Annotated in this window: 21 protein-coding genes and 1 pseudogene; 6 read left to right on the forward strand and 16 right to left on the reverse strand. The window is 74.3% G+C overall.

Going from position 1 to position 22,028, the window contains the following annotated elements:
• Positions 1-44 precede the first annotated feature (44 nt).
• Complete coding sequence (locus tag ACZ5DS_RS10975; protein WP_468235976.1) at positions 45-476, reverse strand: hypothetical protein; 432 nt, start codon at positions 474-476, stop codon at positions 45-47.
• 85 nt (positions 477-561) lie between these two features.
• Between ACZ5DS_RS10975 and ACZ5DS_RS10980 the strand changes: the two genes are divergently transcribed.
• A complete protein-coding gene (locus ACZ5DS_RS10980) occupies positions 562-1,335 on the forward strand; it encodes an MBL fold metallo-hydrolase (protein WP_468235978.1) in 774 nt (257 codons plus the stop codon).
• Between the two features lie 20 nt (positions 1,336-1,355).
• A complete protein-coding gene (locus ACZ5DS_RS10985) occupies positions 1,356-1,967 on the forward strand; it encodes a DedA family protein (protein WP_468236428.1) in 612 nt (203 codons plus the stop codon).
• Here ACZ5DS_RS10985 and ACZ5DS_RS10990 read toward each other — a convergent pair.
• The 3 genes from ACZ5DS_RS10990 to ACZ5DS_RS11000 all read right to left on the reverse strand — a co-directional run bounded on the left by ACZ5DS_RS10990 (position 1,927) and on the right by ACZ5DS_RS11000 (position 5,478).
• On the reverse strand, positions 1,927-3,054 hold the full coding sequence (locus tag ACZ5DS_RS10990) for an MBL fold metallo-hydrolase (protein ID WP_468235980.1): 1,128 nt from the start codon (positions 3,052-3,054) through the stop codon (positions 1,927-1,929). The two genes, ACZ5DS_RS10985 and ACZ5DS_RS10990, sit on opposite strands and share 41 nt — an antisense overlap.
• Positions 3,051-4,307, reverse strand: a complete 1,257-nt coding sequence (locus ACZ5DS_RS10995; protein WP_468235982.1) for an aminotransferase class I/II-fold pyridoxal phosphate-dependent enzyme — start codon at positions 4,305-4,307, stop codon at positions 3,051-3,053. The genes ACZ5DS_RS10990 and ACZ5DS_RS10995 overlap by 4 nt, the downstream gene beginning before the upstream one ends.
• Before the next feature lie 229 nt (positions 4,308-4,536).
• Positions 4,537-5,478 carry a hypothetical protein gene (locus ACZ5DS_RS11000; RefSeq protein WP_468235985.1) on the reverse strand — a complete coding sequence of 314 codons (942 nt, stop codon included), beginning with the start codon at positions 5,476-5,478 and terminating at the stop codon, positions 4,537-4,539.
• 246 nt (positions 5,479-5,724) lie between these two features.
• On the opposite strand from ACZ5DS_RS11000, the gene ACZ5DS_RS11005 reads away from it, so the two are divergent.
• Entirely contained in the window at positions 5,725-6,099 is a 375-nt protein-coding gene (locus tag ACZ5DS_RS11005; RefSeq protein ID WP_468235987.1) for a DUF2795 domain-containing protein, read from the forward strand.
• 77 nt (positions 6,100-6,176) lie between these two features.
• On the opposite strand, the gene ACZ5DS_RS11010 is transcribed toward ACZ5DS_RS11005, so the two are convergent.
• The 3 genes from ACZ5DS_RS11010 to ACZ5DS_RS11020 form a co-directional block, all read right to left on the reverse strand.
• Positions 6,177-6,434: a DUF6158 family protein gene (locus ACZ5DS_RS11010; RefSeq protein WP_468235989.1), complete on the reverse strand. Its 258-nt coding sequence runs from the start codon at positions 6,432-6,434 to the stop codon at positions 6,177-6,179.
• Between the two features lie 86 nt (positions 6,435-6,520).
• Positions 6,521-8,140 carry an ABC-F family ATP-binding cassette domain-containing protein gene (locus ACZ5DS_RS11015; protein WP_468235992.1) on the reverse strand — a complete coding sequence of 540 codons (1,620 nt, stop codon included), beginning with the start codon at positions 8,138-8,140 and terminating at the stop codon, positions 6,521-6,523.
• Between the two features lie 120 nt (positions 8,141-8,260).
• Positions 8,261-8,917: a histidine phosphatase family protein gene (locus ACZ5DS_RS11020; protein ID WP_468235994.1), complete on the reverse strand. Its 657-nt coding sequence runs from the start codon at positions 8,915-8,917 to the stop codon at positions 8,261-8,263.
• A gap of 79 nt (positions 8,918-8,996) precedes the next feature.
• Here ACZ5DS_RS11020 and ACZ5DS_RS11025 point away from each other — a divergent pair, with 79 nt between their 5' ends.
• Both ACZ5DS_RS11025 and ACZ5DS_RS11030 read left to right on the forward strand, forming a co-directional pair.
• Positions 8,997-10,520 carry a phosphatase PAP2 family protein gene (locus ACZ5DS_RS11025; RefSeq protein ID WP_468235997.1) on the forward strand — a complete coding sequence of 508 codons (1,524 nt, stop codon included), beginning with the start codon at positions 8,997-8,999 and terminating at the stop codon, positions 10,518-10,520.
• A gap of 126 nt (positions 10,521-10,646) precedes the next feature.
• Complete coding sequence (locus tag ACZ5DS_RS11030) at positions 10,647-11,468, forward strand: class I SAM-dependent methyltransferase (RefSeq protein ID WP_468235999.1); 822 nt, start codon at positions 10,647-10,649, stop codon at positions 11,466-11,468.
• Positions 11,469-11,505: 37 nt separating this feature from the next.
• On the opposite strand, the gene ACZ5DS_RS11035 is transcribed toward ACZ5DS_RS11030, so the two are convergent.
• The 4 genes from ACZ5DS_RS11035 to ACZ5DS_RS11050 form a co-directional block, all read right to left on the reverse strand.
• Positions 11,506-12,177, reverse strand: a complete 672-nt coding sequence (locus ACZ5DS_RS11035; protein ID WP_468236002.1) for a GvpL/GvpF family gas vesicle protein — start codon at positions 12,175-12,177, stop codon at positions 11,506-11,508.
• A 52-nt stretch (positions 12,178-12,229) separates the two neighbouring features.
• Positions 12,230-14,077, reverse strand: a complete 1,848-nt coding sequence (locus ACZ5DS_RS11040) for a transketolase (RefSeq protein ID WP_468236004.1) — start codon at positions 14,075-14,077, stop codon at positions 12,230-12,232.
• Between the two features lie 8 nt (positions 14,078-14,085).
• Entirely contained in the window at positions 14,086-15,432 is a 1,347-nt protein-coding gene (locus ACZ5DS_RS11045; RefSeq protein ID WP_468236006.1) for an NAD(P)/FAD-dependent oxidoreductase, read from the reverse strand.
• Positions 15,433-15,552: 120 nt separating this feature from the next.
• A complete protein-coding gene (locus ACZ5DS_RS11050) occupies positions 15,553-15,957 on the reverse strand; it encodes a phage holin family protein (RefSeq protein ID WP_468236009.1) in 405 nt (134 codons plus the stop codon).
• 92 nt (positions 15,958-16,049) lie between these two features.
• Here ACZ5DS_RS11050 and ACZ5DS_RS11055 point away from each other — a divergent pair, with 92 nt between their 5' ends.
• Positions 16,050-16,397: a VOC family protein gene (locus ACZ5DS_RS11055; protein ID WP_468236011.1), complete on the forward strand. Its 348-nt coding sequence runs from the start codon at positions 16,050-16,052 to the stop codon at positions 16,395-16,397.
• A gap of 19 nt (positions 16,398-16,416) precedes the next feature.
• Here ACZ5DS_RS11055 and ACZ5DS_RS11060 read toward each other — a convergent pair whose 3' ends face one another.
• From ACZ5DS_RS11060 to ACZ5DS_RS11080, 5 genes and pseudogenes are all read right to left on the reverse strand, one after another.
• On the reverse strand, positions 16,417-18,378 hold the full coding sequence (locus tag ACZ5DS_RS11060) for a DUF5107 domain-containing protein (RefSeq protein WP_468236014.1): 1,962 nt from the start codon (positions 18,376-18,378) through the stop codon (positions 16,417-16,419).
• A 40-nt stretch (positions 18,379-18,418) separates the two neighbouring features.
• A pseudogene (locus ACZ5DS_RS11065) lies at positions 18,419-19,283 on the reverse strand (arginase family protein); the annotation flags it as partial.
• Between the two features lie 19 nt (positions 19,284-19,302).
• Complete coding sequence (locus ACZ5DS_RS11070; RefSeq protein ID WP_468236017.1) at positions 19,303-19,854, reverse strand: GNAT family N-acetyltransferase; 552 nt, start codon at positions 19,852-19,854, stop codon at positions 19,303-19,305.
• Positions 19,855-19,870: 16 nt separating this feature from the next.
• Positions 19,871-20,116, reverse strand: coding sequence for a LapA family protein (locus tag ACZ5DS_RS11075; RefSeq protein WP_468236019.1), 246 nt, complete (start codon positions 20,114-20,116; stop codon positions 19,871-19,873).
• 59 nt (positions 20,117-20,175) lie between these two features.
• Positions 20,176-21,957: a CocE/NonD family hydrolase gene (locus ACZ5DS_RS11080; protein ID WP_468236022.1), complete on the reverse strand. Its 1,782-nt coding sequence runs from the start codon at positions 21,955-21,957 to the stop codon at positions 20,176-20,178.
• Between the last annotated feature and the right edge of the window lie 71 nt (positions 21,958-22,028).

The following is a 22,028-nucleotide window of genomic DNA, read 5'->3' on the forward strand; positions in this document are numbered from 1 at the left end:
CCTTGTCACACGGGTCGGGGCCCGGCCGGGCGGGCGCCGGGCCGTCAGCGCCCGTCGTAGCCCGCCGTCGGCATGGAGAGCCTGCGGTGCACCCGTGCCTTCATCTGCGCGTCGTACGACGGCTCGGCGCGGCCCACGGTCTCCACCCGCACCCCGCGCCGCGCGCACTCGGCGGTGAACTCCTCCACCGAGGACAGGGCGCGCTCCAGTACGCGCCGGCTGGGTGCGACGAACACGTCCACTCCCGGCCGGACCCCGTCCCACAGTGCGCAATGGTCGAAACGCAGCCCGCCGACGAGAAGTTCCCGCGCGACCACATAGCCGCGCTCCGCCGCCCACCGGGCGCACATGGCGTGCTGGCTGCGGGAGTCGACCAGAAACGGGTCGGCCTCCAGCTCCTCCAGAGGCGTCAGGCTCGCGATGGCGGTGACCCGCACCGGCGCGAGCCCGCCGGAGGCACCCCGCAGTTGTCCCATGGCGTCCCCCTCACCTCCGGGTTTCGCCGCCGACCCTACTCCTGCCCGTAGGCTTCGGGGGAGTCGCGCGAAGGAGGCGAAGAAGGTGCCGGTGGAGATCACCTGGTGGGGTCACGCCACCTGCACGCTCCTGGATTCGAACATACGGGTGCTCACCGATCCCCTGTTCGCCAGCAGGCTCGCGCATCTGCGCCGCCGCCGGGGCGCGGTGCCTCCCGCCGAGGCCCACCGCGCGGACGTGGCGCTCGTCTCGCACCTGCACGCCGACCATCTGCACCTGCCCTCGCTGGCCGCGCTCGCCCCGGGCACGCGCCTGTTCGTGCCCCGGGGCGCACCACGCGCGGTGCCCGGACTGCGCCGGCTGCGGCACCTGCGGATCACCGAGGTGGCCCCGGGGGACGCGGTCCGGGTCGGGGACCTCCTGGTCCGGGCGGTGCCCGCGCGGCACGACGGGCGCCGGCTGCCGGTCGGCCCGCACCGCTCCCCCGCGCTCGGGTACGTCGTCGCGGGCGAGGCACGGACCTACTTCGCCGGGGACACGGGGCTGTTCGACGGTATGGCCGAGCAGGTCGGTCCGGTGGACGTGGCCCTGCTGCCGGTGGGCGGCTGGGGGCCGTACCTCGGCGCGGGGCATCTGGACGCGGCGCGGGCGGCTCGGGCGCTCGCCCGGCTGGCGCCGCGGGTCGCGGTGCCGGTGCACTACGGGACGTACTGGCCGATCGGCATGGACGCGGTGCGCCCGCACGAATTCCACGCGCCGGGCGAGGAGTTCGTGCGCCTCGCGGCCGCGGCCGCGCCGCAGGTCGCGGTGCACAAGCTCGGGCACGGGGAGAGCGTGCGGCTGGAGGCCGCACGATGAGAGGGCCGGCCTTGGCCGTGATGCTCGCCGCCGCCTCGACGTCGACGGCGCCCCCCGAGTCCACGCAGCAGGCGGTCGGCTATCCGTCACTGTTCCTGCTGGTGCTGATCGGGGCGCTGGTGCCGGTGGTGCCGACCGGGGCGCTGGTGAGTTCGGCCGCGGTGGTGGCGTTTCATCAGACGGCGCCGTTCTCGTTGGCGCTCGTGTTCGTCACGGCGTCGCTGGCGGCCTTTCTGGGGGATGCGACGCTGTACTGGCTCGGGCAGCGGGGGATGCGGTCGCGGAACGGGTCGCGGTGGCTGGAGGCGATTCGTTCTCGGGCGCCCGAGGAGCGGCTCGCGCTGGCGCAGGCGAAGTTGGCCGAGCACGAGGTGGCTGTGCTGGTGCTGTCCCGGCTGGTGCCTGCCGGGCGGCTGCCGGTGATGTCGGCCTGTCTGGTGGCTGAGTGGCCCCTGCGGCGCTTCACCCGGGGGAACTTGCCTGCGTGCCTCGCGTGGGCGTTGACGTATCAGGTGATCGGGATTCTGGGGGGTTCCTTGTTTCCTCGGCCGTGGGAGGGGGTGGTGGCTGCGGTGGGGTTGACGCTGGTGATCAGTGCGGTTCCGGGTGTGGTGCGGCGGGTTTCGCGGTAGCGCCGGGAGTTCGGTCCAGCAATCTCGAGCCCCCGACCGGCAGATCCCACAGGTCCTCCCGGTCCAAGCCCGCCTTCTCCCAAGCCGCCCGTACCCGTGTGAGTGGCTCCAGGACCGGCTCCGCCGAGAGGATGAAGGTGGCCCAGTGCATGGGAGCCATTCTGCGGGCGCCCACGTCCAGCGTCGCCCGGACCGCCTCCTCCGGGTCGCAGTGGACGTCGCTGAGCCACCAGCGGGGGTCGTAGGCGCCGATGGGCATGAGGGCCAGGTCGATTCCGGGGTAGCGGCGGCCGATGCGGGAGAACCAGTGGCCGTAGCCGGTGTCGCCGGCGAAGTAGAGGCGCTGTCCGTCGGGGGCCGTGAGGACCCAGCCGCCCCAGAGGCTGTGGCAGGTGTCGGTCAGGGTGCGCTTGGACCAGTGGTGGGCGGGCACGAAGTCGAAGCGGACGCCGGACAGTTCGGCGCCCTCCCACCAGTCCAGCTCGGTGACGCAGGTGAAGCGGCGCCGCCGGAACCAGCTGCCCAGGCCGGCGGGCACGAACACCGGTGTGGTGCGCGGGAGTCTGCGCAGGGTGGGGGCGTCCAGGTGGTCGTAGTGGTTGTGGCTGATGACGACCGCGTCGACGCGCGGCAGGGCGTCCCAGGCGATGCCGACGGGGGTGATGCGGGCCGGGGTGCCGATGATGCGGCGGGACCAGACGGGGTCGGTGAGCACGGTCAGACCGCCGACACGGACGATCCAACTGGCGTGTCCCGCCCAGGTGACGGCGAGCGTGCGGGTGTCGGCGCGGGGCAGCGGGCCGGGTGCGTACGGGAGCCGGGGGATGTCGGCCAGGCCCTCGGAGCCGGGGCGTACCGAGCCCTCGCGGGCGAAGCGGGCGAGGGCCTTGAGGCCGGGCAGGGGCGCGGTGAGCCGGTCGTGGAACGTCCGCGGCCACACCCGGTGTTCGCCCAGCGGACGGGGCTCGGCGAGCGGCGGGGACGGCGGTGCGAGGGGAGCCGGGGCGCCGGATTCGCCGCTCGGCGTGGTCGTGTGGGTGGTCGGGGTGGCGGTGGCGGACTCGGACTCATGCGTCTGCTGCGTCATCGAGGAGGCTCCCGTCGCTGCGCGTCGTCGCGGAGATCGTCGAATGCCGACCCCAAGGACATCAACGCGCGTTGCACATGTGGCAGTTCCAACGGCGAGGGTGACATGAGGCATTCCGCGCGTTCCTCGTCCGTGCCGCCCAGCAGGGGTCCCGTGGCGAGCCGTACACGCAGCGCCCCGAGGTCGTCGCCGAAGCGGTGGCCGCCGGGTGCGGGCATGCCGAGCCGGGCGGTGAGGAAGTCCTCCAGTTCCTGGGCGTCGCCGACGCCCTGCTCGGCGAGCGCTTCGCGCAGCGGGCCGAGGTCCGCGTACAGGTGACGGCCGGCCCGCGGCGGCCGGGCGAGCGCGCCCGCCGCGACGAGCGCGCTGTGCGCGGCGGCGGCCACGCGCGCGTGCACGCGTACGGCGGCCTCACGGCGCTCGGTGAGGGGCGGGGGTTCGTCGAGCGCGTACCAGGCGGCGGCCGCGACCGGTGCGGCGATCCGGGCGCCCAGTGCGGTGAGGATGTCGAGCACGCGCGCGTGGAGGTGCTCCCCCGCCGCTCCGGCGGGGAAGCGGGCGACGGCGGCGGGCCAGCCGGCCGGCAGCAGCGCACCGGCCAGGTCGGTGACGACGGTGACCCCGTCGGGCACCATCTCGGCGGGGCTGAGCAGGACGGTCTCGTGCGGGTCGTGCACGGTGTCGCGCCAGGTCTCGTCGCTGACCAGGTGCAGACCCTCGGCAGCCGCCGCCTCCACGGTCTCGTGCAGCAGCTCGGGCGGGGCGACGGTGGCGGTGGGGTCGTCGGCGACGGACAGCACCAGCAGCCGGGGATCGCCGCCCTCGGTACGGACCCGGCGGACGGTCTCCAGCAGGGCGTACGGGTCGGGGACGCCGCCGCTCTCGGCCGGGGTGGGCACATGGAAGACGGGTCTGCCGAGCAGGCGGGCGTAGGGCGCCCACCAGGCGGCGCACGGGCGCGGCACGAGCACGTCACCGGTGTCTCCGGCGACCGCGGCGGTCAGGGCGAGCAGCAGCGCGGGGGCGCCGGGGCCCGCGGCCACCCGGTCGGGGACGCAGGGCAGTCCGCGCCGGGTCCAGTAGCCGCAGGCCGCCTCCAGCAGGGCGGGCGACCCGCCGACGGGCTGGGCGTCGGCGCGGCTCGCGGCGGCGGCGAGGACGGCCGAGAGGTCCGGGAGGACGGGCAGGCCGTCGCCGGGCAGCGGCGGCCCGTAACGGACGGGGCCGTGGCCCTCCGGGTCCGTCCGCCGCATGTCCGCCTCCGCGCAGTCCGTGGTGCCGTGTGCTGTTCCCGTCCGGGCCGTGCTCTCGTCGTCGGCTGCTCCTGCCGGTTGCTCCAGTGTGGCTGCTCCCGTGCCGCCGGGCGCGTGGCGCGTGCGTACGATGCCTGCTGGTGATGCCCCCGGGAATCCGTACCCGGCGGACGGAGATCCATGGCCGCTGACCCCAGTCGTCCCGATCACGGCTCGGGCCCGGGACGCGTCAGCCGGCCGACGACCTCCAGCGGCCCCACAGCCGGTAGCCGGCGCCCCCGAAGGCGGCGGCGATCAGCACACCACCGGCGGCCAGCGCCGGAACCGAGTCGGTGAAGGTGCCGCCCTGCCCCGCCTCGACCCCGTGCTGGTCGGACGCCGAGCCGCAGTCGGCGTCGTCGCGGGCCTCCCGGCAGCCGTGCCCACCGGACGCGTCCTGGTCACCGGCGCAGGACCGCCCCGCCGCGCCCTCCTGTCCAAAACCGTGGCTCTGCTCCGGTTCCCGGCACTGGCCGTCCCCGTCGGCACACGTACGCCCACCACCGTCCGCGCACTCCCGCCCCTCCTCCGGCCGCCGGCCTTGCCCCTGGCTCTGACCTTGGCCCTCACTCTGACCTCGGCCTTGGCTCTGCCCCTGGCCCTGGCTCTGCCCCTGCCACTCTCCTTGGCCCCCGTCCTGTCCCGAGTCCTGTCCCGAGTCCTGTCCCGACTCTGGTTCCTGCCACTGCCCCTGTCCGGACGCCTGCCCCGAGTCCACCGCCGGCCCCGACTCCTGCCCCTCCCCCCGGTCCACCGCAGGCCCGGACTCCTGCCGCTGCCCCTGAGTCGGCCCGGGCTCCTGTCCCTGATCCAGCGCCGTCCCCGGCAGCGCGCCCTGCCCCGACTCCAGCGGTGTCCCCGGCAGCTCGCCCTGTTCCTGCCCCTGCCCCTGCCCCTCCTCCTCGCCGCACTGCGCGGTGCCGTCCGCGGTGAGCTGCGAGGTGGGATCCAAGGTGTCCGGTGCCGGACCGGCGAGGTCGTCGCAGGGCACGGGCAGGGTGAGCGTGCTGCCGGAGGGGACGGGTACGGGGCTCGCCCCGGCCGCGGGGTGCGCGGACGCGGCGGGCCCCGCTATGACGAGCGCGTTCCCGGCCAGGACGGCGACGGACAGGGCACGGGCGGTGCGGCGCATGGGGCGGGCTCCTCGGCGGGTCAGCGGGACGGTCGGCCGGCCTGCGGCCGTGGGACACGGCTGACGTGCCCTCGCTGCCATCACAGCCCGGCGGACGCCGTACCGCGCGCGGCCGGACCCCATTCGCGGGACGCGAACCGGCCGGGCGGGTGACCCACGGAGGCCGCCGGACGCTTCCCCACAGGTTTTCCCCTTCCCGTGCAGGTCACTCGGTAGGTGCTGACCTTCGAACCTCTGGAGGAAGACATGCAGCGAGGCAGTGACCGGCTGAGCGTCCACCGGGACGACGAGATGAAACACGAACTGCAGGAGCTGCTCAGGTCCGGGCACCCGACGCGCACCGAGGAGTGGCACGACCCGGAGCCGGCCGCCGACGACGACCCGGAGGTGTGGAGCGGGCCGGTAGGCGGTATCGGATCCATGGCGTCGCTGGACCGGATACGGCTGGCGCTGGCGCAGAACCTGAGCTGGCACGCCTTCCCCGCCGACGCGTACGAGCTGGCCCGGGCCCTGCGCCGGGGCAACGCACCGGGCGGGCTGGTCGACGCCGTGGCGGGGCTCCCACGATCGCAGCGGTACGCCAACGTCCAGCAGCTGGCCGAGGCGCTGGTGGGCCGCTGACGAGCCGGGACGCGGGAGTGCTTCGACGAGGGCCGGCCCGCCCTGCCGCGGGTCGGCCCCTTTCGGGTGGGGTCGCCTCAGGTGCCGGGCGTGTCCGGAGTCGTCGCTTCTCCGCAGCTGCGCTCACGGGCGCCCTCGCGGGTGCGGCCCGCGGTGACCAGGCGGCGCGGGTTGCGGCGCAGGTACTCGCCCTCCAGCTGGGCCATGCGCTCGTTGTGGGCCCGCAGTGCGTCGTTCGAGCCGTACAGGAGGGTGTCGTGGCGCGTGCGGTGGATCGTCTCCAGCTCCTTCATGAGCTGCTGGTCGTCCAGTCGGCTGGGGTCGACTCCGGTCATGGTGATACCCCGCTCGTCGTAGCTCGCGTTCCTGCCTCCACTGTACGAACATCCGGCTGCCCGGGCCCTCTGGCGGAGCAACGAAACTAGCGGACCCGGTCCACCCGGCGTTCGTCCCAGACGGGCTCGGGGGTCTCGCGGACGCGGCCGTCACTGCCGTAGACCAGGAAGCGGTCGAAGGAACGGGCGAACCAGCGGTCGTGGGTGACCGCGAGGACCGTGCCCTCGAAGGCCTCCAGGCCTTCCTGGAGGGCCTCGGCGGACTCCAGGTCGAGGTTGTCGGTGGGCTCGTCCAGCAGCAGCGCGGTGACTCCCTGCAACTCCAGCAGAAGGATCTGGAAGCGGGCCTGCTGGCCGCCGGAGAGCCGGTCGAAGGCCTGTTCGGCCTGGCCGGTCAGTTCGTAGCGGCGCAGCCGGGACATGGCCGCGCCCCGGTCCTGGGCGTGTTCCTTCCAGAGGATGTCGAGGAGGGTGCGACCCTGCAGCTCGGGGTGGGCGTGGGTCTGGGCGAAGTGGCCGGGTACGACCCGTGCGCCGAGCTTCCACTCCCCCGTGTGGGCCACGTCCTCGCCGGCGAGGAGCCTGAGGAAGTGCGACTTGCCCGAGCCGTTGGAGCCGAGCACGGCGACCCGTTCGCCGTAGAAGACCTCCAGGTCGAAGGGCTGCATCAGGCCGGTCAGTTCGAGTCCCTTGCAGGTGACGGCCCGCACGCCGGTGCGGCCGCCCTTCAGGCGCATGGTGATGTCCTGCTCGCGCGGCGGCTCGGGCGGCGGGCCGACCTCCTCGAACTTGCGCAGGCGGGTCTGCGCGGCCTGGTAGCGGGAGGCCATCTCGTGGCTGACGGCGGCGGCCTGACGCAGGTTCAGGACGAGCTTCTTCAGCTGGGCGTGCTTCTCGTCCCAGCGGCGGCGCAGTTCCTCGAAGCGGGCGAAGCGTTCGCGGCGGGCCTCGTGGTAGGTGGCGAAGCCGCCGCCGTGCACCCAGGCGTCGGCGCCGGCCGGGCCGGGCTCCACGGAGACGATCTTCTCGGCCGCGCGGGCGAGGAGTTCGCGGTCGTGGGAGACGAACAGGACCGTCTTGCGGGTTTCCTTCAGCTGCTGTTCCAGCCACCGCTTGCCGGGGACGTCCAGGTAGTTGTCCGGCTCGTCGAGCAGCAGCACCTCGTCGGTGCCGCGCAGCAGCGCCTCCAGGACGAGGCGTTTCTGCTCGCCGCCGGAGAGGGTGCGCACCTGCCGCCACTGGGCCTTCTCGTACGACACCCCGAGCGCGGCCGTGGTGCACATGTCCCACAGCGTCTCGGCCTCGTAGCCGCGCACCTCGGCCCAGTCGGCCAGGGCCTGGGCGTAGGTCAGCTGGGCGGCCTCGTCGTCGACGGTCATGATGGCGTGCTCGGCCCGGTCGACGGCCTCGGCCGCCTCGCGGATGCGGGGCGGGGCGACGGAGACCAGCAGGTCGCGTACGGTCGTCTCGTCCCGTACGGAGCCCACGAACTGGCGCATCACACCGAGGCCGCCGCTGACGGTGACCGTGCCGCCGTGCGGTTTCAGCTCGCCGGAGATCAGCCGGAGCAGGGTCGTCTTGCCGGCGCCGTTGGGGCCGACCAGGGCGACGGCCGCGCCGTCGCCGACCCGGAAGGAGACATCGCCGAGCAGCGCCCTCCCGTCGGGGAGGTAGTACTCGAGGTGCGCGGCTTCCAGATGTCCCATGAGGAGGAATTCTGTGGGCCGCCCCCGACCTGGGGCAAACCCTTATCCGGCCTGTCCGGCCTGTCCGGCCTGTCCGGCCTGTCCGGCCCGAGGCAGCCGCTTCCTGCGGCGCCCGCCCGCTCAGCCGGCCGCGTCCACGGGTTCTCCGGCCGGGCCGCCGGCGCCCGCCGGTACGACCGTGGCGCCGGCCCAGGACAGCGCCTTGAAGCCGTCGGACGGGGAGCCCTCCAGGATCACCACGCCGGTGTTCTCCAGCGGGTGGGCGGCGGCGAAGGCCACGTCGACGTTGTCGGCGCGGGCGGCGGTCCACATGCGGACGGCGGCGCCGTGGCTGACCATGGCGACGGTCACGGCGCCGCTCGCGGCGGCCTCGGCGATCACGGCGTCGTAGCGGGCGAGCACCTCCTCGCCGTTCTCCCCGCCGGGGATCCTGAGCCCGGTGTCCCCGGCCGGCCAGGCGAACACCGTGCGCATGTACTGCTCGCCCTCCGGGGTGTCGCCGGGCAGCATTTCCAGCTCGCCGGCGGAGATCTCGCGGATGCCGGCGCGGACGATCACCTCCAGGCCGCGGGCGGCGGCCAGCGGAGCGGCCGTGAGCTGGGTGCGGATCATGGTGGAGGCGTAGACGGCCTCGATGTCCTCGCCCGCGAGCGCCTGGGGCAGGAGGGCGGCCTGCCGTTCGCCGAGCGGGGTCAGGCCCGGGCCGGGTACGACGGTGTCCAGCAGATGGTCCACGTTGGACGGGGTCTGGCCGTGGCGGACGAGGAGCAGGCGCATCCGGGGTTCCTCCCGCGTCGGTCAGGCCGTCGGCGTACGAAAAGCACAAGAAACGGCTGATCCAGGGTAACCGCACCCCATGAGCGCAGACGTCGACCTGACCGCTGTCCCGAACACCGGCCGGCCCGTCCTGCGGCTGCCCCTCGCCCTGGACGCCCGGCTGTTCGAGGCGGCCGCCGCCTGGCACTGGCCGGGCGCCGAGCGGGTGCTGCCGCGGCTGAGCCGGAGCGCGAACCACGGGGTGCTGTGGTTCGCGACGGCCGCCGCGATCGCGGCGAGCCGTACGCCGCGGGCCCGGCGGGCCGCCCTCCGCGGCATCGCCTCCCTGAGCCTGGCCTCCCTGACCATCAACACCCTCGGCAAGCGGTCGGTGCGGCGCACGCGGCCGGTGCTGGACCCGGTGCCGCACGTCCGGCGGCTGAAGCGGCAGCCGATCACCACGTCCTTCCCGTCCGGTCACGCCGCGTCGGCCGCCGCCTTCGCGACCGGTGTGGCCCTCGAGTCACCGGTGTGGGGTGCGGTGGTGGCGCCGGTGGCGTTCTCGGTGGCCATGTCGCGGGTCTACACGGGCGTGCACTTTCCGAGCGATGTGCTCGCGGGTGCGGCGCTGGGCGCGGGTGCCGCGTTCGCCGTACAGGGCCTGGTGCCGACCCGTGCGCAGGTCGCGCCGCCGGCTCGGCCGCGGGCGGGGGCGCCGGCGCTGCCCGCGGGCGAGGGGCTCGTGGTCGTCACCAACCGGGCCTCGGGCGCCTCGGAGCGGGTGCGTGTCCTCAGGGAGGCGCTGCCCGGGGCGGAGGTCCTGGAGTGCGAACCCCCGGAGGTGCAGGCCGGGTTGGAGCAGGCGGCCGTGCGGGCGCGGGCGCTCGGGGTGTGCGGGGGCGACGGGACGGTGAACGCGGCGGCCGCGGTCGCCCTGCGGCACGGTCTGCCGCTCGCGGTGCTGCCCGGGGGCACGCTCAACCACTTCGCCCACGACCTCCGGGTGGAGGACGGGTGGGGGGCGGTCGACGCCGTCCGGAGGGGCGAGGCGGTGCGGGTGGACGTCGGCCGGTTCGAGGCCGGTGGCCACGAGGGCATCTTCCTCAACACGCTCGCTCTGGGCGTCTATCCGGAGCTGGTGCGGGAGCGGGAGCGCTGGTCGTCCCGGATCGGCGGCTGGCCGGCCGGGGTGCTCGGCGCGTGGCGGGTGCTGCGCGCCGACCGGCATCCGCTGGTAGCCGAACTGGACGGATGGCGCGGCCCGTTGTGGCTGTTGTTCGTGGGCAACGGCGTCTACCACCGCATGGGGCTCGCGTCCGGCCGCCGGACCGACCTGGCGGACGGAGTGCTGGACGTACGGGTGGTGCACGGCGGCCGTTGGCCCGCGCTGCGGCTGCTGGCGGCCGCTGCGGCTGGTCCGCTCACCCGCCCCCAATCTCGGCTTCGCTCGAGCGGGAGGTGCCCCCATCGGGCGCATGCGGCGCAGCAGGTGACCCGGCTGCGGCTGACCGGCCTCGCGCCCGGGACGCCGCTGGCGTACGACGGCGAGGTCGCCGAGGTCGGCGGCGAGGTGCTGGTGGAGAAGCTGCCCGAGGCGCTGACGGTGTACCGGCCCCTCCCCTGAGCTCGTCCATATATTGAAATGCGTATCTCACAATTCGGCATGGGCGCGTACCGTTCGACGTAGCGCGCCAGGGGGGCCGCACGGCCTCCCGGCCGATCCGTCGACGAGGGGCGAAGGGGTACAGCCATGCCGAAAGCGCAGGAGACCGCCGTCTACACGCACGGGCACCACGAGTCGGTGCTGCGGTCGCACACCTGGCGGACCGCCGCCAACTCCGCGGCCTATCTGCTCGGTGTGCTCAAGCCCCACATGAAGATCCTGGACATCGGCTGCGGCCCGGGCACCATCACCGCCGACCTGGCGGAACTGGTCCCGGACGGCCATGTCACCGGCGTCGACCACGCGCCCGGGATCCTGGACCGGGCCCGGGACACCGCCGCCGGGCGCGGCCTGGCCAACGTGGACTTCGCGGTCGCCGACGTGCACGCCCTGGACTTCCCCGACGACACCTTCTGCGTGGTCCACGCCCACCAGGTCCTCCAGCACGTCGGCGATCCGGTGCAGGCGCTGCGCGAGATGCACCGGGTGACGAAGCCCGGCGGGTTCATCGCCGTACGCGACTCCGACTACGCCGCGATGACCTGGTATCCGGCGGTGCCGGGCCTGGACGACTGGCTGGAGCTGTACGAGCGGGTCGCCCGGGCGAACGGCGGGGAGCCCGACGCCGGGCGCCGGCTGAAGGCCTGGGCGCTGGCCGCGGGCCTGCGGGACATCACGGCCACCTCCGGCACCTGGACGTTCGCCACACCCGAGGAGCGGGCGTGGTGGAGCGGACTGTGGGCGGACCGCACCCTCGCCTCCGCCTACGCCGAGCGGGCCACGCAGGGGGGTCACGCGACGCCCGAGCAGCTGCGGGCCGTGTCCGAGGCATGGCGGGAGTGGGGCCGACAGGAGGAGGGCTGGTTCACGGTCCTGCACGGGGAGATCCTGTGCCGCAAGGACGCCTGACCCGACCTGCCGGCCGGCCTGGGCAGTTCGGCGAGGGTCACTGCTTCTCGCCGAACTCCCCGGAGAACGAGTAGGCGGCCCAGGGACCGGCGAGTTCCACGCGTACTCCTGGCGCTTCTCGCTTCGCGCGGTCCACGAGTTCCACGAACTTCTCGCAGTCCGCGCGGCGCACCAGGTAGGCCGCGTCGAGCACGGTGCGGCCCGGTGTTCCGGCGGGCGCGGGCTGCGGCGGCGGGTGCAGCCGGGAGTCCTCGGCGTGCCGGCAGAGCCGCTCGTGCAGGGTCCGGGCGGGCGCGGCGGGCCCGCCGGCGCCCGCCGTGTCGTACACCTTGACGCGCCACTCGACCCGGCCGTCCAGCCGGTCCAGGATGCGCCGGAAGTCGTCCTCGCGGGCCTCGATCATCGTGCGGACCGCGCTGTCGTCCCGGAAGACGGTGCCAGGCCTCAGCGGCAGCGGGGTGGTGACCGTGGTGAGACCGTCGATCACGCCCTGGTGGGCCCGGGCGGTCGCGGCCAGCCAGGCGCCGTCCTCCCGCCGGGCCCGCAGCGCCTCCTCGCAGAAGTCGCTCTCCGGGACCGTGCTGACGACCGCGACCAGCCCGTGGTGGTGCACCAGCGCGGGCGGGGCGCCCCCGATGCCGGTCAGCTGGGCCTGCAGGGGCGCTTCCGGGGGGCGGCAGACGGCGTAGACGTAGCGCAGTCCGGGCATGGGGCCTCCTTCGGCTACTCGCCCACTCCATGGTCTGGTCGGCGGGCCGGGCTCAGCGCACGATCGCCTCCTCGACCAGCAGCTTCGCCGCGGCCGCGATGCCCGCGGCGTCGATGCCGGCCGCGTGCAGCTGCTCGTCGGGCGCGGCCGAGCCGGGCATGGTGCGCACCGCGAGCCGGACCAGGCGGGGCACCGGCCGGCCGTCGCCGAACACCTCCGCGACCGCGTCGCCGAGGCCGCCCTCCGGGCGGTGGTCCTCCACGGTGACCAGACAGCCGGTCTCCTCGGCGGCCCGGCGCAGGGTCTCCGCGTCGACGGGCTTGACGGAGTACAGGTCGATCACGCGCACCGCGATGTCCTCCTCCGCGAGCCGGTCGGCGGCGGCGAGCGCCTCGTGGACGGTGACCCCGGCGGCGACGAGCGTCAGCCGGTCCTGTTCGCCGGAGCGCAGCACCCTGCTGCCGCCGACCGGGAACTCCTCCTCGGGACCGTAGAGGACCGGGGTCTTGCCGCGAGACGTGCGCAGGTAGCGGATGCCGTCGAGGGCGGGCATCTGCGCGACCAGCCTGGCGGTCTGGTTGGCGTCGCACGGGTACAGCACGGTCGAGCCGTACGCGGACCGGAACATGGCCAGGTCCTCCAGGCCCATCTGCGAGGGCCCGTCCTGCCCGATGGCGACGCCGGCGTGCGAGCCGACCAGGTTGATCCCGGATCCGCTGATCGCGGCCATCCGCACGAAGTCGTGGGCGCGGGTGAAGAACGCCGCGAACGTGGCGGCGAACGGTGTCCAGCCGCGTGCCGCCATGCCGACGGCTGCGGCGACGAGCTGCTGTTCGGCGATGTAGCACTCGAAGAAGCGGTCGGGGTGCTCCTTGGCGAACACCTCGGTACGGGTGGAGTCGCCGACCTCGCCGTCCAGGACGACGACGTCGCCGCGGGCGGTGCCGAGCGCGGCGAGCGCCGCGCCGAAGGCGTCCCGGGTGGCGACCTCGTCCCCCTGGTCGTAGTGCGGCAGTTGGAGGACCTCGGTGGTGACGGAGCGGAGCATCGCGGCGGCGGGCGGCTCGCCGACCCGGACGTGCAGGTCACGGGGTCCGCCCAGTTCGGCGACGGCCTCCTCGGGCTCGGGCAGCGGCTTGCCGTGCAGGCCCTCGCGGTCCTCGACCGAGGCGACCCCCTTGCCCTTGAGGGTGCGGGCGAGGATCACCGACGGCTGCCCGGTCGTCGCCACGGCCGAGCCGTAGGCGCGGTCGATCGCGGCGACGTCGTGTCCGTCGACCTCGATCGTGTGCCAGCCGAAGGCGTGGAAGCGGCGGGCGTAGGCGTCCAGGTCGTGGCCGTGCCGGGTCGGGCCGCGCTGGCCGAGCCGGTTGACGTCCACGATCGCGATCAGGTTGTCCAGGTGTTCGTACGCGGCGTGTTCGGCCGCCTCCCACACCGAGCCCTCGGCCAGCTCGCTGTCGCCGCACAGCACCCACACGCGGTAGCCGACGCGGTCCAGCCGCTTGCCCGCGAGCGCGATGCCGACGCCGACCGGCAGGCCCTGGCCCAGCGAACCGGTGGCCGTCTCCACCCACGGCAGCCGGCGCGGGGTCGGGTGTCCTTCGAGGCGGCTGCCGAGCTTGCGGAAGGTGACCAGCTCGCCGTCCTCGACGGCACTGGCCGCCTTGTACGCGGCGTACAGCAGGGGCGTGGCGTGTCCCTTGGACAGGACGAAGCGGTCGTTGGCGGGGTGTTCGGGGCGTTCGAAGTCGTAGCGCAGATGGTGGGCGAGGAGGACGGCCATCAGGTCCGCGGCGGACATCGAGGAGGTCGGATGCCCCGACCCCGCCGCGGCGGCGGCCCGCACGCTGTCCACGCGCAACTGCTGGCCGATTTCGGCGAGTTCGGCGGTGTTCATGAGTCTCCTTAGAGCGGTTTCCGGGGCGGGGACTGCTGGGCGGGCTCGGCGTCCGGGTGCTGCCGGGACGGCTCCGGTGACGCCGTGTCCAGGGGAACCGCCCAGGACCGTACGAGCCCCAACTGGACGCCCTGGCGCGGGAGTACGGCCTCCAGCAGCCAGTCGGCGACGACACGGACGCGGTTGCCGGGCAGGGCGGCCAGGTGGTAGCCGCGGGTGACCGCGCCGGCCGGCAGGCCGGACAGCGGGATGCCGTACGGGTTGGCGGCCGCCCGGACGCCCCCGAGGTCGACGGCGAAGCCCAGGTCGCGGTGACGGTAGGCGCGCCGGCGCCGGCCGAGACCGAGCGAGGCGGCCACGTTCTCGCCGGCCACCCTGCCCTGCCGCCAGGCGTGCTGGGCCGTCATGGAGGTGAGGCTGCCCGGATGCTCCAGGTCGGGCACGGCCGCCGCGTCCCCGCAGGCGTACACGTCGGAGCGGCCCGGCACCTGGAGGTGCGGATCGACGATCAGCCGTCCCCGCTCCAGCGGCTGCCCGACGACCTCGACCAGCGGATCCGGCCGGACCCCGACGCACCACACCAGGGTGCGCGTCGCGACGACAGCGCCGTCGGTGAGCAGCACCCCGTCGCGCGTGGCCTCCTGCACGGAGGTGCCCGTCCGTACGTCGACGCCCCGGGCCCGCAGCACCCGGTCGGCCGTACGGGAGAGCCGCTCGTCCAGCTCGGGCAGCACCCGGGGTGCCACGTCCAGCAGGATCCAGCGCGGCCGGGCGGCGCCGGGCAGCAGACGGCGGGCGAGGCTGTCGGTGAGCAGCTGCATCTGCGCGGCCACCTCGGTGCCGGTGTAGCCCGCGCCGACCACGACGAACGTGCACCGGGCGGCGCGGTGGCGCGGGTCGTCGGCCGCGGCGGCCAGCTCCACCTGCCGGGTGACGTGGTCGCGCAGGTACAGCGCCTCGGCCAGCCCGCGGAACCCGTGCGCGTGCTCGGCGACCCCGGGGATCGGCAACAGCTTGTTGACACTGCCGACGGTCACCACCAGCCGGTCGTAGCCGACGCTGCCGGTGCCGCCCTCGGGGTCCGTGTAGTGGACGCTGCGCGCGTCGAGGTCGACGCGGTCCGCCTCGCCGAGCAGCAGCCGCACCCCGTGCAGGGTGCCGGGCAGCGACACGGTGACCCGGCGGGGTTCCAGGATTCCGGCGGCCACCTGGGGCAGCAGGGGCAGGTACAGGAAGTAGTCGGTCGGGTTGAGGAGCGTGATGCGGGCGCGGCCCCGGGTCACGCGGGCGAGGGTGCGGGCGGCCCGGTACCCGGCGAAACCGGCGCCGACGATGACGACGCGTGGTCGGCTCACGGTGTGCCTCCGGCGGTGTGGTTCCTCCGAGGCTTTCCGCGTAACCGGGGCCGCGCCACCCAAACGCCGCTCGCCTCACCCGGACGCCGGTCCGGCCCGACGGGGTGCGCCGCCGCGCGCTCAGGCCCGGTGGTGCGGGCGAAGGGGGTCGAGGTCCGGCGGGGCCGGGGGCTCGGGCGGCAGCGGCGGGTAGGGCCCGCCCGGCGGGGCGGCCGCGGGGGCGCCATGGGGGTGTCTCGCGTGGGCGGCGCCGCGCAGCAGCTGGGCGAGGACGCCCAGGATCGCGGCGGTGATCAGCGCGGCCGCCCAGCCGGGCAGGGCGGCCGCGAGGCCCAGGCCCAGGGCGAGCGCGAGGGCGCCGCCCGCGTACAGGGCGAGGGCGCCCGAGGTGGCGTAGAGCATGGCCGCGCGGCGCTGCTTGCGGGTCTGCTCGCGCAGCTCGTCCCGTACCGTCTCGCGTGCCACCTGGGCCAGCTCGTCGACGAGGTGCTTGTCCAGATGTTCCAGGTGATCCAAACGCTCCATGGACTGCGGGTACCCGCCCGGCACAAAGCGTAACGGCACAGGCCACGACCCTGCTCCGGGCGGGCCCGGCCGCCCCAACTAGGCTCGTCCGCATGGAGATTCTGGGCGCCTCGCTGCGCATCTGTGTCGACGACCTCGAAGCCGCGATCCCCTTCTACGAGCGTCTCGCGGGCGGCGCCGCGCTGCGGTTCGAACGCGGGGGCGTGCAGGTCGCCGCGATCGGCTGCTTCCTGCTGATGAGCGGCCCCGAGTCCGAGCTGGAGCTGCTGCGCAAGGTGGCGGCCACGATCGCCGTGAAGGACGTGGACGAGACCCACCGGCTGCTCACCGGCCTGGGCGCCCGGATCCTCGCGGGACCGGTACCCACGCCGGTGGGCCGGAACCTGCTCGCGGTGCATCCGGACGGCTCGGTCTTCGAGTACGTCGACCACGGTGGCTGAGCCTGCCGCTCACAGGCTCTCAGGGCGTGTCCGGGCGCATCCGGAAGTCGTAGCGGGCGGGCAGGGGCTCGTCGGTGAGACGGGCCCACAGCCGGCCGATCACCTCCGCGCCCTCCCGCAGGTCCGCCACCTCGAAACCCGCGTCGAAGACGGCCCGGGCCTCGCCGCGGCGCCCCTCGGCGAGCAGCAGCTCAGCCTCCAGCAGCCGGAACCGGCCGCGCCGGCGGACGGCGGGCAGCAGCCCCTCCCAGACGGCGCGGGCGTCGGCCGTGCGCCGGGCCCGCAGCAGCGCCTCCAGCGCCTCCCGGCCGAGCGCGGCCACGGCGGCGGTCCAGGCCGCGCCGTCGTCGCGCCGCTCGCGGCACAGGTCCTCGAAGGCCTCCGCGTACCGCTCGGCGGCCCGCTCGTGGTGGCCGGACTCCTGGTCGGCGACGGCCAGGCAGCGCAGCAGGGGCCACTGGGAGGGGGCGAGCGGGACGGCCCGCTCCCAGCTGCGGACGGCCTGGGCGCGGTCGCCGGCGTGCCACTGGGCGACGCCGAGGTGGTACTCGGTGTGCGGGGTGGCGGGCGCGGTCTCCAGCATGTCCCGCCAGTGCGGGGCGACGAGTGTCTCGCCGGGCGGGCGGACCCGGCGCGGCTCCGGCAGCGAGCCGGTGCGCAGCAGCTCCAGCCAGGGCACCTGCGCCTCGCCGAGGGTGGCCTCGGGGAAGGGCGTTCCGGGCAGTTTCCAGTCGGCGCGCAGGACTTCCAGCGCGCCCCAGCCGGAGCCGGTGGCCAGCATCTCGCCGGGTTCGGTGTCGGCGTACGGTTTCCAGGCCGCGTACGCCTCCTCGACGCGGGCGCGCGGCAGTACGGCGGCGAGTCGCTCCTCGGCGCCCCGGACGACCGCCGGCCACTCGCCCTGTGCGGGTGATGCGAGCGGGCCGTACGCCTCCAGCCAGGACACCTCGCTCTCCGGCTCCAGCCGGACGTGTTCCAGCTGGGTGCGGGTGAGTCCGGCCTGGATCTCGCAGTAGCCGCCGGTGCCGGGCTCGGTCAGCCACTGCTGCCAGCGCCGGCCGCCGGGCCCGCTGCCCCAGACGAACAGCTTGCGGCCGCGCAGCACGTCGGTGGAGGTCTGCACCAGCCCGTGCCCGTCGGCGTCCAGCGCGGCGATCCAGCGGCGGCGGCCGTCGGGCACCTCGTAGAAGTAGTCGGCGGCATAGGGGCTGTTGAGGGGGTGGCTGCGGTCGATGCCGTCGTACGACGGGACGGGCACCCGGTGCAGGCGGCGCTCGTAGCCGAACTGCCAGGCCTCCTCGGCGGGGGCGAGGATCCGGCGGTCCTCGGGTACGGCGGTGTTGGACCACCAGTAGGTGGGCACCGGGCGCTCGTGCGGGTTGCGGATCCGGACCCCGACGTGGAGGAAGTCGGATCCCTCCGGGAGCCACAGGTCGACCTGGAAGGGCAGGTCGCGCAGCCGCTCCCACTCCCACAGGCGCAGCATCTCGCCGCCGTCGGGGGCGGGGACACGGGCTGCGTGCAGGGGTGCGCAGGAGAGGGTGGTGTGGCCGGTGGCGCCGATGTTCCATTCGATGCCGCCGGAGTACCAGGCGCCGTTGAGGGCGAAGTCGGCGGGTTGGAACACCGGGTTGCGGTAGAGGAGTTCGCGTTCGGTGGGCAGGTGGACCAGTGAGGCGATCCGGCCGCCGAGGCCGGGCAGGACGGTGGCGCGCAGCCGGTCGTTCTCGATCACCAGGGCGTCGAGGGCGCGCGGCTCGCGGTCTCTGCCGTACCCGTCGCGCACGCGTACCGGGAGCAGGCTGCGCAGCGGCTCGTAGCCGAGCCGGCGTGCCATGTCCCGGGGCATGTCGTCGCGTTCCCGATCGTCGATGCGGTGGACTTCGTCGAGCGGGCGGAGCGGGGGCAGGGGGTTGTCGGGGCCCAACTGCGCGGCGGGCAGGGTCAGTACCTCACGTCGGATCCTCGTCACGTTGACCATGGAACCCGGCGTAGGGTGAGTCGGCCAGGGGCGCTGCCGGTCAGGATTGCGCAAAGGCGTCCACGACCACGTCGGCGAGCAGCGCCCCTGCGGTGCCGTCCGGGTCGAGGTCGGGGTCGTAGACGGTGACGTCGAGGCCGACGCAGCGCTCGGAGGCGAGCAACGGGCGCAGCAGCTCGACCAGTTCGGCGGGCTGGAGGCCGTCCGGGTCGGGGCTGTCGACGGCGGGCATGACGGACGGGTCGAGGACGTCCGCGTCCAGGTGCACCCAGAAGCCGTCGAGCCCGGGGGTCTCGAAGGCCTGTGCGGTGGCCCGGGCGAGGGCGTCGGCGCCCCGGTCGCGGAGGTCCCCGACGGTGGCCACGGGGATCTTCAGCGCGGCGAGTTCGGCCCGTTCCTCCTCGAAGCAGTCGCGGATGCCGAAGAACCGCACGTCCTCGTCCCGGAGGTAGGGCCCGAGCCCCTCCAGGTCCGTCAGGTCGCGTTGCCCGCGCCCGGTGGCCGGCGCGACCTCCTCGCCGCCCGCGGCGCCGATCCGGTCGGAGTTGCCGGCGTGGCGGAAGTCCGGCGAAGCGTCGATCGCGGCCAGCCCGTACCGGCCGAGGCGCCGCAGGGCGAGCGAGGCGCCGAGCTGGATGGAGTAGTCGCCGCCGAGGACGACGGGGAAGTCACCGGCGCGGACGTGGTGTTCGACACGGTCGGCGAGCTTGACGGTGTAGGCGGCGAGGGCGGCGGCGTTGAAGACGCCGTCGCCCTCCTGCCAGTCGCCCCGGTCGTAGCGCGGGGGTACGGCCACCCCGCCCTCCCGTGCCCGCAGCTTCCCCCACTGCCTTGAAGGCGTGGGAGCACCCCCAGAGGATGCGCTGCTCACGCGGGACACCGGCCAGCTTGTAGCACCCGGGTACGGGAAGGCCGGGGAGACGATCAGCCGCCGGCGCGCATCTCCACGGTCAGCGCCCAGCGTTCGTGGTCCCGCCAGGCGCCGTCGATGAAGATCATGTCGGGCGAGAAGCCCTCCAGCCGGAAGCCCGCGCCCCGTGCCAGTGCGACGGAGGCGGTGTTGTCGGGCTGTGCGTTGATCTCCAGCCGGTGCAGCCCCAGCGGGCCGAACGCGTATCCGATCACCAGCTCCAGGCCCTCGCGCATCAGACCCCGGCCGGCCGCGTGCACGAAGGCTCCGTAGCCGAGGGCGCCGCACTGGAAGCCGCCCCGGACGATGTTGTTGATGTTGATGAACCCGGCGATGTCCCCGCTGTCCTTCTCGCACACGAGGAACCCGGCCCGGGTCGGGTCCTCGATGAGCGGCCGGGCGTAGGCGGCGTAGGCCTCCTCGGTGTCCGGCGGGAAGAGCCACGGCCGGTGCAGGTCCTTGCTCTCCCTGGCCCGGGCCGTGAACTCGGGACCGTCGTCGAGGGTGAAGGGGCGGATGCCCACGCGAGGGCCCTCGGCGAGGTAGCGGGATGCGGTGGTCGGCATCGGGCCAGGGTACGCGTCAGCGGTCGCGGCGCCTCGTGGCGTACGCCCCGCACAGCGCCCCGATGAGGCCGGTGGAGAGCAGGGCCGTCCACAGCGGCATGGTGACCTGGGGGCCCAGCAGCCGGATCCTCGTGGCGTCGGTGTTCTCGAAGACGAAGACCAGCGTGAGGAGGGCGAGGGCGTACACGGTGATCCGGGCGGGGGTGGTCAGCCCACCCCGGCCGCCGGTGGCGTTGCCGCCGTCCGAGGTCTGCGGGCTCATGCGACCAGGCTGGGGCCGAGGGCGCCGGCCCGCACGGCGGGCGGCGCCCTCCGGGTGACTCAGCCGCCGAGCACGGGCAGCTCCAGCTCCCCGGTGTCCCCGGGCGCGCTGACCACGGTGACCGGCTTGATCCCCCGGTTGCCGTAGTACGCGTCGTCGCTCGCCGCGATCACGAACCGCAGCCGGTGTCCCTTCTCGTACCGGTGCACGATGCCCGGCAGGGTCACCGTGAAGCTCCGGGTCACGTCGGGCACGCGGACCGGCGCGACCAGCCGGTGCACCAGCGTCTGCGTCCCGTCGGGCGCGACGTCGTACAGCTTGGCGAACAGGACGAGCTTGTCGGCGGCGTTGCCCGAGTTCTGCGTCCGCTCGGCCTGCGGCGAGACGACCTTGAGGGTGGCCCGGGGCGCGCCCACGACGTCCGTGGTGCGGGCGAGGGGCTCTCCGGTCCAGCCCAGGTAGGTGCCCGGGGTGTCGTACGGCGCGGGGTCGGGCAGCCCGAGGGAACCGGCCACCGAGCTCTCCGAATGGCTCGTGGGGACCAGCTGGTTGCGGTAGGTGCGGCTGCCGAGGGCCACCTTCCTGCGGTTGTCGACGAGCTTGCCGTCGCCGGAGAGGTAGAGCGTCCGGCTGAGGCCGGGAAGGCCTGCGGCGGCGGCGTAGGTGTGGTGCGGGTCGGTGATCCAGTCGCGGTAGTAGGCGAAGGCCGGGCCGGTGTCGACGTCCCCTCGCCGGTGGAGGTAGCGGTCGAACCAGGCGAGGATGCGCCCGCCGACGTAGGAGGACGCCAAGTCGTCCTGGGAGAGGTCGAGTTCACCGGCGGCCGGGTCGGTCATGCCGCCGCTGTGGCCCCAGGACTGCCAGATCATCTTCGTGGACGTGCCCTGGGCCTTGAGTGTCTTGTACGTCGCCGTCGCCTCGTTGAGGTGGAAGAGGCTGTCGGCCTGCCCCTGGACCAGCAGGGTCGGCGCCTGGACCCGGTTCAGGTACGACACCGGGGAGACGCTGCGGGCGTAGGCGAGCAGCTCGGCGGTGGCGCGGGCCGGGTAGCTGCCGGAGTTGAGCGTGCGGATGGTGTCGCAGGCCTTGGTGACGAAGTGGAGGCAGGCGAGGGAGTTGATCCGGGACGGGTCGAGGTTCGGCACGGTCAGCGGCTGGCTCTCGCCGATGAGGTAGAAGCCGTTGGTCCACTGCCACTTGAAGACGCCGGGGACGGCTCCGCTGCCGGCGGCGCTGTTGGGGTCGAGCGAGTAGGCGAGGTCGTTCCAGGTGATCATGGGCACGAGCGCGTCCACCCGGTGGTCGACCGCGGCCGTCGCCAGCTGGATCGCGCCCCCGTAGGAGCCGCCGACCATGCCGACGCGCGGGTCGCCGACGGAGTCCAGGGTGACGAAGTCGGCTCCGGTCCCGTCGTCGGCCGTCCGCTTCCCGCCCAGGAAGTCGATGAGCCGGGAGGCTGCCGCGCCGTCGATGGCCGGGTCGTCGAGCGAGATGAGACAGCCGGACTTGCCGAAGCCGAGTCCGGAGTAGAGGAGGGAGACGTAGCCGCGCCGGGCGAAGATCCTGCCGATGGCGTCGGTCGAGCCGTCCGACTTGCTCCCGCCGAAGCCGTTGGTGGCGAGCACGGCGGGCGCCGGGCGGGAGCGGTCGACACCCGCGGGGCGGTACAGGTCGGCGTCGACCGTGCAGGTGCGACCACCCGCTCGGACGGTGAACTTCAGTGCGGTGACGGAGTACTGGCCGGTCGCGGCCGCGGGAGCGGTGAGCGTGAGGGGTGCGGTTAAGGCAGCGCCCAGGGCGAGAGCGAGCGGGGCCCGGAATCGGGGCACGCGTCGTGACACGGAGACCTCCACACTGAGGCAACGCGGACACCGGTCGGTAAGTAGCGGCCGGTAGCCATGCTGTGACACGT

Source organism: Streptomyces sp. NPDC031100 (assembly GCF_055570785.1).

Bases quoted from the DNA above. Each gene is read 5' to 3' on its own strand.
- ACZ5DS_RS11015 (WP_468235992.1), bottom strand. From the start codon at position 8,140: ATGGGACATCTGGAAGCCGCGCACCTCGAGTACTACCTCCCCGACGGG.
- ACZ5DS_RS11060 (WP_468236014.1), bottom strand. From the start codon at position 18,378: ATGGTCAACGTGACGAGGATCCGACGTGAGGTACTGACCCTGCCCGCC.
- ACZ5DS_RS11025 (WP_468235997.1), top strand. From the start codon at position 8,997: ATGAGCGCAGACGTCGACCTGACCGCTGTCCCGAACACCGGCCGGCCC.
- ACZ5DS_RS11075 (WP_468236019.1), bottom strand. From the start codon at position 20,116: ATGAGCCCGCAGACCTCGGACGGCGGCAACGCCACCGGCGGCCGGGGT.
- ACZ5DS_RS10985 (WP_468236428.1), top strand. From the start codon at position 1,356: ATGCTCGCCGCCGCCTCGACGTCGACGGCGCCCCCCGAGTCCACGCAG.
- ACZ5DS_RS11000 (WP_468235985.1), bottom strand. From the start codon at position 5,478: ATGCGCCGCACCGCCCGTGCCCTGTCCGTCGCCGTCCTGGCCGGGAAC.
- ACZ5DS_RS11040 (WP_468236004.1), bottom strand. From the start codon at position 14,077: ATGAACACCGCCGAACTCGCCGAAATCGGCCAGCAGTTGCGCGTGGAC.
- ACZ5DS_RS11005 (WP_468235987.1), top strand. From the start codon at position 5,725: ATGCAGCGAGGCAGTGACCGGCTGAGCGTCCACCGGGACGACGAGATG.
- ACZ5DS_RS11035 (WP_468236002.1), bottom strand. From the start codon at position 12,177: ATGCCCGGACTGCGCTACGTCTACGCCGTCTGCCGCCCCCCGGAAGCG.
- ACZ5DS_RS10995 (WP_468235982.1), bottom strand. From the start codon at position 4,307: ATGCGGCGGACGGACCCGGAGGGCCACGGCCCCGTCCGTTACGGGCCG.
- ACZ5DS_RS11050 (WP_468236009.1), bottom strand. From the start codon at position 15,957: ATGGAGCGTTTGGATCACCTGGAACATCTGGACAAGCACCTCGTCGAC.
- ACZ5DS_RS11055 (WP_468236011.1), top strand. From the start codon at position 16,050: ATGGAGATTCTGGGCGCCTCGCTGCGCATCTGTGTCGACGACCTCGAA.
- ACZ5DS_RS11010 (WP_468235989.1), bottom strand. From the start codon at position 6,434: ATGACCGGAGTCGACCCCAGCCGACTGGACGACCAGCAGCTCATGAAG.
- ACZ5DS_RS10975 (WP_468235976.1), bottom strand. From the start codon at position 476: ATGGGACAACTGCGGGGTGCCTCCGGCGGGCTCGCGCCGGTGCGGGTC.
- ACZ5DS_RS11070 (WP_468236017.1), bottom strand. From the start codon at position 19,854: ATGCCGACCACCGCATCCCGCTACCTCGCCGAGGGCCCTCGCGTGGGC.
- ACZ5DS_RS11020 (WP_468235994.1), bottom strand. From the start codon at position 8,917: ATGCGCCTGCTCCTCGTCCGCCACGGCCAGACCCCGTCCAACGTGGAC.
- ACZ5DS_RS11030 (WP_468235999.1), top strand. From the start codon at position 10,647: ATGCCGAAAGCGCAGGAGACCGCCGTCTACACGCACGGGCACCACGAG.
- ACZ5DS_RS10990 (WP_468235980.1), bottom strand. From the start codon at position 3,054: ATGACGCAGCAGACGCATGAGTCCGAGTCCGCCACCGCCACCCCGACC.